This is a genomic window from Streptomyces sp. NPDC008317 (genome assembly GCF_042955955.1).
In the GTDB taxonomy this organism is placed as follows: domain Bacteria; phylum Actinomycetota; class Actinomycetes; order Streptomycetales; family Streptomycetaceae; genus Actinacidiphila.
Genome location: NZ_JBIBFQ010000002.1, coordinates 474,617 through 488,085 on the forward strand (window position 1 = coordinate 474,617; position 13,469 = coordinate 488,085).

Genomic DNA, 13,469 nt, shown 5'->3' on the forward strand with positions numbered 1-13,469 from the left:
GGGTGAACGCGAGGCCGCGCGGACGCGTGATCGTCAGGCTCGTCTGTTCGAAGCTGGACGTTAAACGCCAAGCTTGACTCCGGTTCCAGCTCGGGTTCTTGACTCCGGTTCCAGCTCGGACTCCGACTCCGGCGAATGGGCCGTCATTCTCTCGGCTCCGCTGACGCCTTCGGTGGACACCAGGGTTCACCTCTGCTCGTAAACTGAAGGCGTGGCATTCATGAGCACCCCGCACCACTGCTTCCCGTGACCGGGAGACTTCGAGGGCGATGCCGGACGGCGTCGCCCTCCTCGGTGTGCCCATAACGCCGCCTTCTGGCTCGTTCCGCCCGCGGAGCGGGAATCCGGGCGCGCGCGGGCGCGGTCCCTTCCTTTCACCGTTGCCAGGAGTGCTCGCCATGCCCGTGCCGCTTCCGCCTGCCCTCGCACAGATCCTCGATGTCCTGCGCTGCCCGATCTGCCGCGGCCCCCTCCGGCCGGACCGGGGCGCGTTGCGCTGCCCCGCGGGCCACACCTTCGACCTCGCCCGCCACGGCTACGTCGGCCTGCTGACCGGCACCCGCGCCGTCAGCGCCGACGACGCCGCCATGGCACAGGCCCGCGCCCGCTTCCTGGCCACCGGCGCCTACCTCCCCATCCGGCACGCCGTGGCCCGACTGGCCGCCGACGCCGGGCCGGGCACCGTCCTGGACGTCGGCTGCGGCACGGGCTACTACCTGGTCGGTGTACTCGCCCGGCTCACCGACGCCCGCGGCCTGGGGCTCGACGCCTCGGTACGCGCCCTGCGCTCGGCCGCCCGCGCCCACGAACGAGCCGCCGCGGCGAGCTGGGACGTCTCCCGCCGCTTCCCGGTCGCCGACCGCGCGGCCGACCTCGTACTGAACGTCTTCGCGCCCCGCAACCCGGCCGAATTCCGCCGGGTCCTGCGCCCGACGGGCCGCCTGATCGTCGTCCGTCCGACCGACCGCCACCTGACCGAACTGCGGCACCGCGTACGGGCCATGGTCACCGTCGACCCCGCCAAGGAACAACGCCTGCACCACGCCCTCGACCCCCACTTCATGGCCGCCAGGACCGAGCGGGTCGACTACCTCGCCCCGCTCACCGGGTCCGACGCCCTGGACCTGGTGGGCATGTCACCGAGCGCCCGCCACGTGAGCCGCGCGGACGCCGTGAGCGGCCCGCTGCCAGGTCACGTGACCGTCTCCGTCCTGGCCACCGTCTACCGGCCGCGGTGACCGTCCGGCGGCGGAGTCGGCGCTGGCCTAGGACCTGTCCAGGGCCGACTCCGCCGCCGCCAGGATCTCGGTGACGCGCAGGCCGAAGCGGGCGTCGCAGGCGTGCGGAGTGCCGGAGGTGAGCGCGGTGATGGCGTGGGCCAGGGAAGCCGTCGCCTCGCCCGCGACGCCGTCGGGGTAGGTCACGACGCCCTGGCCGCCGCGCAGTTCGATGACCACGCCCGCGGCGGCGGGCGGCGCGGTCAGCGTGAGGGTGGAGGTGCTGGAGGCACCGGATTCGTGACGGAGCGTCAAATGTACGGTGTCGCCGGGGCCGTTGGCCGCGGTGACGGCGGTGACGTCCCCGAGTACGGGCAGCAGGACGGACAGCGCGTGCGGGCCGACGTCCCACAGGCCGCCCTTCTCCCGCCGCCACGGCGAGTCCGCGAAGGGGTTCTCGTCTCCGGTGAAGACGGCGCTGTACCAGTCCGCGCGGCCGGTGTACCACTCGCCGCGCGCCGCCTGCTCCTCGATCCACCCGGCTGTCGCCGGGTCGAAGCGCAGGGTGAAGAAGACCACCGACCCGACTCCGGCCGCCGTGACGGCCTCGGCCACCGCCTTCGCGTCCTCCACGGTCGTCGCCACCGGCTTGTCCAGCAGCACGTGGCGGCCCGCGCGGGCCGCCGCCACCGCCAACGGCGCCTGCAAATGCGGCGGCAGCGCGACCGCCACCGCGTCCACATCCGCGATCAGCGCCTCCGCGTCCCCGTACGCCCGCGCACCGAACTGCGCCGCCACCTCAGCCGCCGCCTCCGGCCTCCGGCCCCAGACCCCGACGAATTCCACCTCCGGGTGGGCGGCGAGAGCGGGTCCATGGGCGAGCCGGGCCCAGGGGCCGGTGCCGAGAAGTCCGAAGCGCATGGTCATGACGGCGAGCCTACCGGCGTCCCGCCCGGTCACGGCTACCCGGCGGGGTCCGCCGCCGGGGTGCGGCTGCGCGAGGGGGGCTGGGCTCCTGGGGTGCGGCTGCGCGAGGGGCTGCGCTCCTCCGGTACCGCTGCGCGGTGGGGTTCGCCGCCAGGTCACCGCCACGCGCCGGGGTTCGCTGCACGGGTGACCCTGCGCGGGGGGCTGGGCTCCTGGGGTGCGCTTGCGTGAGGTGGGTTCGCCCCTACGGCACCGCTGCGCGCTGGGGTTCGCCGGTGGGGTGCGTTTGCGCGGGGGGCTGCGCCCCTCCGGTACCGCTGCGCGAGGTGGGTTCGCCGGTAGCCATGGAGCCGAAGGCGGCGCCGGTGTCGAAAGGGAGAACGCGCACAGCGACCGAGGAACGAGGGAGCGAGCACGATCGACCGTCGACACCGGATTTAAGCCGCCGGAGGCGAGAGGGCGGCAAAAAAAGGGGATCGCGGTGAGCATAGGAAAGACGGCTCCCACGCACGGTCCGCCGTGACGCTGAACTGACGTATGAGGGCTCCCACCCGCGGTTCGCCGTAATGGTGACCTGACGCATACGCGGTGGGGTTTGCCGCACGGGTGCGGCTGCGCAGGGGGCTGCGCCCCAACGGCACCGCTGCGCGGTGGGGTTCGCCGCCAGGTCACCGCCACGCGCCGGGGTTCGCTGCACGGGTGCCCCTGCGCGGGGGGGCTGGGCTCCTGGGGTGCGCTTGCGTGAGGTGGGTTCGCCCCTATGGCACCGCTGCGCGGTGGGGTTCGCCGCTGGGTGCGGCTGCGCAGTGGGGTTGGCCGCTGGGGTGTGTTTACGCAGGTGGGTTCGCCGGTAGCCAGCGAGCCGAAGGCGGCGCCGGTGTTGAAAGGGAGAACGCGCACAGCGACCGAGGAACGAGGGAGCGAGCACGATCGACCGTCGACACCGGATTTAAGCCGCCGGAGGCGAGAGGGCGGCAAAAAAAGGGGATCGCGGTGAGCTGACGCAAGAGGGCTCGCACGCACGGTGAGGATGCGGGAGGCGGTTCCTCGCACGGTGGGCTCACGCAGGACGGCTCACACGTACGTGTTCGCCGTGGGTGGGTGCCGTCTCGCGTGAGGTCGCCGTGGGGTGCCTGCCCCCCGGGGTCAGTTGACCGTGGTGGGTGCCGACTCGTACCAGTTCACCGTCGTGCGAACCGTCTCGCGCAATCTCGCCCTGCGGGGGAGCCGTCCTTTCTCTGCGCACCCCGATCCCCTTTTTTTGCCGCCCTTCCGCCTCCGGGCGCTTAGACCCGGTGTCGACAGTCGATCGTGCTCGTTCCCTCGTTCCTCGCTCTCTGTGCGCGTTCTCCCTTTCAACACCGGCGCGCCCTTCGGCTCCATGGCTACCGGCGAACCCACCTCGCGCAAACGTGGCCCAAGGGCTTAGCCCCACGCACAAACGCACCCCAGCAGTGGACCCCACCTGCGCAGCCCTGACCCAAGGGCGCAGCCCCACGCCTAAACACACCCCAGCGGCGAACCCACCTGCGCAGCGGGGCCGCAGGGGCGCAGCCCCTCGTGCAAACGCACCCCAGCGGCGAAGCCCACCGCGCAGCGGTGACAGGCGGGGCTCCTGGGGCGTTGCCGCTGGTCACGTAGGGGCGTTCACAGTGGGTTAACACGGGGGCAACAGTCGGGAAAAGGGATTTTGCGACGCTGCGGGTGGCTCGATCAGCGCAGCTCGGCCAGCACCCGCGAAGACTGTTCGTTAAGGATGGCGTCCCGTGACCTACAAGGCTGAGTACATCTGGATAGACGGCACCCTGCCGACCGCGAAGCTGCGTTCCAAGACGCGCATCCTGGCCGACGGCGCCGAGCTCCCGATCTGGGGCTTCGACGGTTCCAGCACCAACCAGGCGGAGGGCCACGCGTCCGACCGCGTACTCAAGCCGGTCTCCTCGTTCCCCGACCCGATCCGCGGCGGGGACGACGTCCTGGTGATGTGCGAGGTCTTCAACATCGACGGGACGCCGCACGAGTCCAACACGCGGGCCGCGCTGCGCGAGGTGGCGGAGAAGTTCGCGGCGCAGGAGTCGCTGTTCGGCATCGAGCAGGAGTACACGTTCTTCCAGGGCTCGCGTCCGCTCGGGTTCCCCGAGGGCGGGTACCCGGCGCCGCAGGGCGGCTACTACTGCGGGGTCGGCGCGGACGAGATCTTCGGCCGTCCGGTGGTCGAGAAGCACCTGGAGAACTGCCTGGCCGCGGGCCTGGGCATCTCGGGGATCAACGCCGAGGTCATGCCGGGGCAGTGGGAGTTCCAGGTCGGGCCGCTGAGCCCGCTGGAGGTCTCCGACCACCTGTGGGTGGCGCGCTGGCTGCTGTACCGCACGGCGGAGGACTTCGGCGTCTCGGCGACGCTGGACCCGAAGCCCGCCAAGGGCGACTGGAACGGCGCGGGCGCGCACACGAACTTCTCCACCAAGGCGATGCGCGAGGGCTACGAGGCGATCATCGAGGCCGCCGAGTCGCTGGGCCGCGACGACAAGCCGCTGGAGCACATCAAGAACTACGGCGTCGGCGTCGAGGCGCGGCTGACCGGCGCGCACGAGACGGCTCCGTGGAACGAGTACAGCTACGGCGTCTCCAACCGCGGCGCGTCGGTGCGTATCCCGTGGCAGGTCGAGGTGGACCAGAAGGGCTACATCGAGGACCGCCGCCCGAACGCGAACATGGACCCGTACGTGGTGACGCGGCTCATGGTGGACACGTGCGGTACGGCGCTGGAGAAGGCCGGACTGGTCTGACCTGCGTCAACTCCGTTGTACAGGGCGCCCGTCACGGTCAGGTGACGGGCGCCCCGGCGCGTCGGGACCGCCGCGCGCGAGCGGTATCTCGTGACCATCGGATGATCCACTCGTTTGACGGGGCGTGAACACGCGCTCAGCAGAAAGCGATTCCGCCGATGACGAGCCCGGCCCGGTCGCTGTGGAAGAGGCGGAGGCGGCGCTCGTCGAGCACTACCCGCGCCTGGTACGGCTGGCGTATCTGGCGCTGCCCACCGCGCTCGGCACGCATCGCAGAGTGCTGACCGCGCACCGCCTGGTGCAGCGGTCGCTGCCGCGCGACCGGCGGTATCCGCCGGGGACGGCGGGTGCGACGGACGGGCCGCGCGCTGAGGCGTACGCGCTGCTGCGGCACGAGGTGTTGCGCGAGGCGCTGGCCTACGGGCGGCACGGCGGCGGCCGTTGGGGCTGGCGGGAGCGTGTGCGTACGGCCGCCGCCGGTGGTACGGCGCTGCCGCAGGTCGTCGGCTTGCGGCTGCATCCGCGGGCGGGCGGCAGCGAGGAGTTGGCGCTGGACCGGGCGCTGGCGGAGTTGGCGCCCGAGGCGCGGGCGGCGTTCGCGCTGCGCGGGGTCGAGGAGTTGGCCGACGCCGAGGTGCTGGCCGTGCTGAGGGCCGCGGGCGCGGCCGATCCGCGCGGCGCGATGCGGGCGGCGGCGGCCGTCAAGGGCGGCCAACACCTGCTGACGGCCGGTGAGTTCGATCCCTGCACGCTCCAGGTGGGGCCGACCGACCTGCTGCGGCGCAGGCAGCGCAGGCGCGCGGGGCTGGTGACCGGGGCGGCCGTCGCGGTGGCCGCCGTGCTGGTGTCCGGCTGGGCGGTGTGGGGCAGCGGCGGCGACGGCGGTACGGCGTCGTACGCGGCGCCGGGCTCTCCCGCGTCCGGGGCGGGGGACGCGGCCCGCGCGCTCGATCCGGCCGCTCTCGTACGGCCGGACGCGGCGCTGTGGGCGTCGACCGCGCGGATGGACTTCACGGCGTGGCCCGCGCGCGGCGGCCGGGCCGACGACAAGGCGCTGCTCGGCCGGGCGCTCGCGGTGTGGGCACGCCCCGGCGCGGACGTGGACGTCTCCTCGACGCCCGGCACTCCGCGCAACGCCCCTGCCCAGCCGCCGCAGTTGCTCTTCGCGGGGAATGTCGACGCGGCGGCGGTGGTGATCTTCTACGACGGTCTGCGGATCGTCCGTTACGCGCAGCCGCGCAGCGGTTCGGGGCGCGCCGCGCTGGACTTCGCGCAGGTGCAGGACGCCGATGTGACGACGGCGGCGGCGGTCGTGGTCGACCGGGCGGACGGCAACACCCGTTTCCTGACCGCCCCGTGGATCGCGGACGCGCAGACCCGCGATCTGATGCGGCCCAACGTCCTCGGCGCGCCGCTGCACCGCGACGCGGACGGGGTGACCGATCCGGTACGGATGCCGGGCGCGGGGGCCGCCGCGGGTGGGTGCGGCAGCGCCTGGCCGGTGGTGCAGCTCAAGTCGTCCTCGAGGATCGTGGAGAGCCACACCTTCCTGCTGACCGACCTCGGCGACCTGTCGCCGGTCCACCTCACGTACACCCCGCCTCCGGGCGGCGGTGTCCCGGCGCGGCAGCCGCGTGAGGCCACCGGGGCTCAGGCGCTGGTCAGTTGGGCGCACAACGCCTGCTATCTGGGCGAGTTGCGCGGGCAGGGCGTGAAGGCCGTCAACAACTGGGAGTTCGCCCGTACCCCGCTGCCCGAGGGCGGCGGCGAGGCGTCCTGGACCTGCGCCCGCGCCGACACCTGGCGCGGCCCGGGGCAGGCCACCGTGACCTTCGTCCCGCCGTCCTCCCCCGCCGCCGCGCCCGGCACCGTCGCCGGCCGGCAGACCGACGGCAACGCGTGCAGCCGCTTCGGCCAGCACGTCATGGCGGGCGTCATGTGGCAGTCCCCCCGCTCCCACTGGTACCTCGTCGCCGCGGGCAGCCGCGACGTCACCCGGATCACCGCCACCGCGGGCGTCCACGCCTCCGCCGACGGCCCCTACCTCTCCACCCGCGCCCCCCGCGGCACTCGCGCCACCCTCACCGCCCACCTCACCACCGGCGCCACCCTGACCCCGCTCCCCGCCTCGTAGCGGCCGGGGCCGGGCTATTCGTGGGCCGGTTGGGGGGTGGGGGCCGGGGTGGGGACGGTGAGGCGCATGCGGACGTGGTCGCCGGTGCGGCCGTCTTCCTGCCAGCCCTGGTGGGTGTAGAAGGCGCGGGCGCGGGCGTTGGGGGCGAAGACCTCCAGGCGGGCGGTGGTGAGGCCCGCGGCCTGCCAGACGGCGACGCAGGCGCGGTGCAGGGCGGTGCCGGTGCCGGTGCGCCAGACGGAGGGGTCGATGTGGAAGTGGAAGAGGGTGTCCTCGTCATGGCGGGCGGCGAGCACGGCGAAGCCGACCACCCGGTCGTCCCTGACCGCGCACAGCACGGTCCGGTCGTCCGAGGAGATGGCCCTGGCCGTCCCCACGCGCTGTCGTTCCAGCTCCGCGGGGCCGCTGTACTCCTCGGCCGGGAGGTGGCCCGCGTAGTAGCTGGCGCGGGCGCGGGCGTGGATGTCCGATATCGCGCTCAGGTCTTCGGGCGTGGCAGGGCGGACCCTGATGTGCGGGGAGCTCATATGGGCGTGGACGCATCCAGGGCAACATTGGTTCCCTCCGGCGTACGACCCGGCCGTAAAACTTGACGCGCCAAGGGGAGCCCGCGGTTCCCGCCGTCCGCGATTCAGTGCGGAAACGGCCGGATCGCGGGCTCCCCTCACGGGCGCCCGACGGTCCTCAGCGACCGGTCCTGAACACCGCCACCGTCCGCCCCGGCACGGTGAAGGTCCCGGTCCCCGCCGCGTACGTCGAGGTCCTGACGACCGGGTCGGTCCCGGCCGCCTGCACCGGGTGCAGGGCGTACGAGGTTCCGCGCGCCGCCTCCACCCGCTGCTTCTGCGTCGTCGGCGTCGCGTTGAAGACGATCACCAGGTCGCCGGCCTTCATGGTGATGACGCCGGGCGTCTCGTCGGGGCCCGACAGCGGGAAGGAGACCTGCTGTTGGACCTGGGCCGCGGTGCCGAGCCGGAAGGCGGGCTCGGCGGTGCGGATCCGCAGCAGATCCTGGTACGCGGCGGAGGCCGCGGTGATCTGCGCGCAGCCGGGGCTGAGCTGGGGCAGCGTCAACAGCGGCTTGGCGTACGGCCACTTGGCCTGGTTGTCGGCCGCGGGGGGAAGTCCCCGGCCGAAGCCGGTGCCGTCGGCGCACTGCCAGTGGATCGCGTTGAACCAGTCCCCGGAGTCGAAGGAGTTGCGGTCGAGGGACTTGGAGCGCAGCAGGTCCGAGCCCGCCTGGTAGAGCGCGGGCCCCTGGGAGAGCGCGGCGGTGGCCTCGGCGACGACCTGCATACGGGCGCGGTCGGCGGCCGAGGTGCCGACGGGGAGCTTGAAGGCGAGGGCGTCGTAGAGGGATTCGTTGTCGTGTGCGTCGACATAGGCGAGGGCGTCGCCCGGCGCGTCGGCGTATCCGGCGGGTGCGCCGTTGTAGTCGATCTCGGCTCCGGTGACCCGCCTGCCCGCCGAGTCGGTGAAGCCGAACTCCTTGAGGTTGCCGGTGAGTCCGACCTTGATGAGGTCCTGGTAGTGCAGCAGCCGGGCCTTCTGCTCGGCTGGCGTGCCGTTGTTCACCGAGGAGTTGGGGTCGGTGTAGAGGCCGGAGGCGAAGCCCTGCACGCCGGGGTCCTCGTCGAACGGACTGCCGCCGCGTACGGCGTCGCGCGCCCGGTCGGAGAAGGTCGCGATGCCGGTGCCCGCCATGTTGGCCTGGGTGGCCTGGACGAAGCGGGCGTCGTCGGCGACCTCGCCGAAGTTCCAGCCCTCCCCGTAGAGGATGATCTTCTTCCCGTCCACGCCGTCGTGACCGGGCGTCAGCGCGTCCAGCGCCTTGCGGACGGCGAGGATGTTCGCCTTGGGGTGGTGGCCCATCAGGTCGAAGCGGAAGCCGTCGACCTTGTACTCCTTGGCCCACGTGACGATCGAGTCCACGACGAGCTTGCCCATCATGGTGTTCTCGGGCGCGGTGTTGGCGCAGCAGGTGGAGGTGGCGACCGAGCCGTCCGGCATCAGCCGCTGGTAGTAGCCGGGCACGATCTTGTCGAGGACGGAGGTGTCGGCCTGGCCCGCCGCCGAGGTGTGGTTGTAGACGACGTCCATGACCACGCGCAGGCCCGCGTTGTTGAGGCCCTGCACCATCTGCCGGAATTCCGTGGTGCGCTGCGGCCCGTCGGGGTTCTTGGCGTAGGAGCCCTCGGGCACGGTGAAGTGGTGCGGGTCGTAACCCCAGTTGTAGGCGTCCTTCGCCGCCGCCGCGGTCACGCACGCCTGCTGCCGCTCGCTGTCGGGCGCGTACGAGGCCAGGTCGCAGGCGGGCTTCGCCTGGTCCCGCTCGCGTTCGGGCACCGTCGAGAAGTCGAAGGCGGGCAGCAGGTGGACGTAGTTGACGCCTGCCGCGGCGAGCGCCTTGAGGTGGGTCATGCCCGCGGACGAGGTGTCGGTGAAGGCGGCGTATTTCCCGCGGTCGGCGGCCGGGACGGTGCTGTCGGCCACCGAGAAGTCGCGGATGTGCAGCTCCTGGATCTGCGCCCGGCCGATCGGCGCCGCGGCCGGTTTGGCCTGCCGCTCCCAGCCCTTGGGGGCGAGCTTCGGGTCGTCCAGGTCGACCAGCAGGCTGCGCTCGGAGTCGGTGGTCAGCGCGACCGAGTAGGGGTCGGTGACCTTGTTGACCACGAGCTTTTGGACGCTGGGCGCCCAGACGGTGACGTCGTAGAGATACGTCTTCCCGGTCCACGACCGGCTGCCGGTCACCGACCAGACGCCGCTGGCCTTGTCCCGGCGCATCGGTACGGTCCTGCCGTCGATCTCCACGCTCACCCGGTGCGCGGTCGGCGCCCACAGCGACAGCCGCGGGGTGCCGTGCGTGAAGACCGGGCCGAGGGTGTCCTTCGCGGCGGCGGCGCCGTAGACCGCGTCGAGCACGCCCTGGGTCTGGACGCCCGTCGCGGCCAACAGGGCTCCGTTGGAGGCGCGTTGGGTGGCGATGATCTGGCCGCTGAGCGCGTCGGTGGCGCGGGCCCGGTCGCGCGGGTCGATCGTGAAGGCCGAATACCCCTTGAGCTGCGGGTACTTGGCGAGCTGGGCGGCGGTGAGACCGGTCGCGGTCTTCGTCAGCCGCAGCCACTTGCCCTCGCTCGACAGCGCGCCGTCCTTGACGGTGATGCCGCCGTCGGGCGCGTAGACGAGCTGCTGGGACGCGGCCGCGGCGGAGGTCTGCCAGGCGACGGTGTCACGGTCGATCCACTGGGCCTGCGACTTGGTGAGGTCCAAGTCAGCTCCTGATCCCTGGGGTTGCGGCAGGAGATACTTTTCCGTGCCGCCGAGCAGCCACACCTCGTGGCCGGTCCCGGTCAGGTCGAGCGACTGGTCGCTGGGCAGGTCCTTCGCGTCGCCGTTGTGCAGGATGTAGCTGAGCGAGGTGGCGCCCGCGGCGAGCGGCACCTCGTACACCGCGCCGTAGGAGTCGATCCGGGCCGGCCTGACGGGCGAGGACCAGTCGGTGGGGGTGGCCGCGCCGGTCCAGACGTGCAGGCCCCAGCCGGTGTAGTCGCCGTCCGCGCGGTGGTAGTGCAGGACGGCCTTGCCGGTGTCCTGCGGCGGGTAGGCGCCGTCCGGCGCGGTCGTGGCCACGTCCGGGCTGCCCTGCTTGATCCACACCTCGCCGGTCGCGGTGAGGTCGATCGCGCGGTCGCCGTCGGTGTCCTTGACGCCGTCCTTGTTCACGACGATGAAGCCGACATCGGACGCGCCGGGCTTGAGCTTCACATAGGCGAAGGCGCCGTACGCGTCACGGCCGGTGAAGGCGTGGCCCGCCGGGTACGTGGTGGCCTCGCCGTCGGCGATGTCGCCCCAGGTGTACAGGCCCCAGTCCGCGTAGTCGCCGTCGGTCCGCTGGTAGTGGACCACCGCGTAGTCGTGGCTGATCGCGGTGGGCGGCGGGGTGACCGGGGTCGTACCGGTGCTGGTCGCGGCGGTGGCCGCGGCCGTGCGTCCGGCGGCGTCCACCACAACGGCCTTGTAGCGTACGGGTGTTCCGGCCGCCGTCTTCGGGTCGATCGTCTGCGTCACCTTGTACGGGGCGTGGTCGGCCGAACCGAGCACCTGCCACGTGGCGTTGCCGGTCTGGGCGGCGAAGACGACCCGGTTGAGGCCGCCGCCGCTGACGTCGGCCGTCAGCTCGACGGTGCCGGTGGCGCCCGCCTCGGGTGCGGCCAGCGTGATCGTCGGCTTCGCGGTGGGCGCGGGCAGCGGCTTGGCGGCCTGGTAGACCACCGAACTCAGCGCGGGCACCGTCACCTTGAGCGAACCGTCCCCGCCCGTGGTGAGCGTCCCCGTCGTCCCGTACAGCGCCCGGTACGCGGCCTTCGCCGCGCCCGCAGCCGGGATCGTGACCGTCTTCGCGGCCGTCGCGTTGTTGACCGCCACCAGGTAGTCGTCACGCGTCTTCGCGTCCGTGCGGGAGTACGCGTAGACACCGGCCGCCGTGCCGGGCTCCGCGTACCGCTCGGTCTGGACCCCGTCGCGCAGCGCCGGGTGGTCCTTGGTGAGCTTCGACAGCGCGGCGATGGCGCGGTAGAGCGGGTGCGTCGGGTCGTACGCGTCGTCGGCGTGCGTGCGCGCCGTACCGATCTCGTCGTCGTCGAGGTAGTCGGCGACCTGGGAGGCGAACATCGTCTGCCGGGCGTCCTTGTCGCCGCCCGCGCCCGTGAAGCCCTGCTCGTCGCCGTAGTAGACGACGGGGTTGCCGCGGCCGAGGAACATCACCTCATTGGCCAGCCGGTCCCGTCGCACCAGTTCGGCGTCGTCCGCCGCCGGGTTGTCCTGCTTCAGGAAGGAGCCGATCCGGCCCATGTCGTGGTTGCCGAGGAAGGTGACCTGCTCGTACGCGTTGGCCTTGTCCGTCGTGTAGCGGTAGTCCTGGCCGTAGACCCCGGCGAGCTTCGCGGGCGCCGCGCCCTGCGAGGCGTAGGCGCGGACCGCGTCCTGGAAGGGGAAGTCGAGCGTCGCGTCGAGGCGGCCTTGCGTGACGTACGGCGAGGTGATCGCCGGGTCGGCGGAGTACGTCTCGCCGAACATGAAGAAGTTCGGCCGGCCGTGCCTGGCCGCGTAGTCGTCCAGCGCGGTCGCCCACTGCGTCCAGAACGGCAGGTCTACGTTCTTGACCGTGTCGATCCGGAAGCCGTCGATCGCGAAGTCCTTGACCCACTTCTCGTAGATCCGCTCCATGCCGCTGACGACCTCGGGCCGCTCGGTCCACAGGTCGTCCAGGCCGCTGAAGTCGCCCTGGTCGGCGCTCTCGCCCGCGAAGGTCGAGTCGCCGCGGTTGTGGTACATCGTCGGGTCGTTGAGCCAGGCCGGCACCTTCGCGTTCCTCTGGTCCGCGGGCACGATGGGCGTGCGCGGGAACGACGCGGTCGTGACCTTCGGGAACGTCGCCTTCCCGGCGCCGTTCCCGCCGTCGGCGTAGGTGCTGTCGTCGAAGGGGGTGCCGTCCGCGGCGAGGTACGGGAACGCGCCCTTGGACAGGTAGGTGTACGTGTTCTCCGCGTTGCCGATGACGTCGGCCGTGTGGTTGGTGATCACGTCGAAGAAGATCTTCATGCCCTTGGCGTGCGCCGCGGTGATCAGCCTGCGCAGGTCGTCGTTGGTCCCGAAGTGCGGGTCCACCTGGGTGAAGTCCGTGATCCAGTAGCCGTGGTACCCGGCGCTGGCGTCCGTGCCCGTGCCCTGCACCGGCCGGTTCTTGAAGATCGGGGCCATCCAGATCGCGGTGGTGCCCAGGCCCTTGATGTAATCCAGCTTCTGCGTCAGGCCCTTGAGGTCACCGCCCTGGTAGAACCCCTTGTCCGTGGGGTCGTACCCGGTGGTCAGCCTGCCGCCGGTCAGACCGCCCTTGTCGTTGGCCTTGTCCCCGTTGGCGAAGCGGTCCGGCATCACGAAGTAGAACTGCTCACGCGTGGCGTCGTGCCGCGTGGCCTGCCCGGCGAGCGCCTTGTCCGACGGCGGTGGCGGCGGGGCGGGCACGCCGTGTGCGGACGCGGCCGGTACGGCCAGCGCCACGAGCGCGGCGAGCGCCGTGGCGACGGCGGTGCTTCTGATACGTCTACCGGTCCGCGACCGGTACGCGGGCAGCCTGAACGGCAGGGCCACGGGCGGTTCTCCTTGCGACTACTCCGCCTGACGGCGGAAAGGGGACAGCCTCGCGCCGGGGCCCCACGCGCATGAAAACCCGGTGCAGCTCCGGCATCGGCGCCGGAACGAACTTGACCGGGACCGTATCCCCGCGGGGAGGCTTACAGCAAGACCTTGTAAGGGATTCCAGCATGCGATACGCCGGGTAACGCTCCTCAACTCCCCTTCCGTACAGGTCTTCCCGCCGTCCGGCACCCCCCGGCCGTCCGCGGT

General features: G+C 72.1%; 6 protein-coding genes. 3 read left to right on the forward strand and 3 right to left on the reverse strand.

Features of this window, described 5'->3' with window-relative positions; genetic code table 11:
* Window positions 1–398 precede the first annotated feature (398 nt).
* Window positions 399–1,238: a putative RNA methyltransferase gene (locus tag ACFY9V_RS07175; RefSeq protein ID WP_391159987.1), complete on the forward strand. Its 840-nt coding sequence runs from the start codon at window positions 399–401 to the stop codon at window positions 1,236–1,238.
* 27 nt (window positions 1,239–1,265) lie between these two features.
* On the opposite strand, the gene ACFY9V_RS07180 is transcribed toward ACFY9V_RS07175, so the two are convergent.
* Window positions 1,266–2,138, reverse strand: a complete 873-nt coding sequence (locus ACFY9V_RS07180; RefSeq protein WP_391160587.1) for a Gfo/Idh/MocA family oxidoreductase — start codon at window positions 2,136–2,138, stop codon at window positions 1,266–1,268.
* Between the two features lie 1,772 nt (window positions 2,139–3,910).
* Between ACFY9V_RS07180 and glnII the strand changes: the two genes are divergently transcribed.
* Window positions 3,911–4,930 carry a glutamine synthetase gene (gene glnII / locus ACFY9V_RS07185; protein WP_355334395.1) on the forward strand — a complete coding sequence of 340 codons (1,020 nt, stop codon included), beginning with the start codon at window positions 3,911–3,913 and terminating at the stop codon, window positions 4,928–4,930.
* A 181-nt stretch (window positions 4,931–5,111) separates the two neighbouring features.
* The gene (locus ACFY9V_RS07190; RefSeq protein WP_391159989.1) at window positions 5,112–7,064 is read left to right on the forward strand and encodes a hypothetical protein; all 1,953 of its coding nucleotides are present in this window, start codon (window positions 5,112–5,114) and stop codon (window positions 7,062–7,064) included.
* 14 nt (window positions 7,065–7,078) lie between these two features.
* On the opposite strand, the gene ACFY9V_RS07195 is transcribed toward ACFY9V_RS07190, so the two are convergent.
* Entirely contained in the window at window positions 7,079–7,591 is a 513-nt protein-coding gene (locus tag ACFY9V_RS07195; protein WP_391043789.1) for a GNAT family N-acetyltransferase, read from the reverse strand.
* Window positions 7,592–7,748: 157 nt separating this feature from the next.
* Window positions 7,749–13,214, reverse strand: a complete 5,466-nt coding sequence (pulA, locus tag ACFY9V_RS07200; protein ID WP_391159990.1) for a pullulanase-type alpha-1,6-glucosidase — start codon at window positions 13,212–13,214, stop codon at window positions 7,749–7,751.
* Window positions 13,215–13,469: the final 255 nt, after the last annotated feature.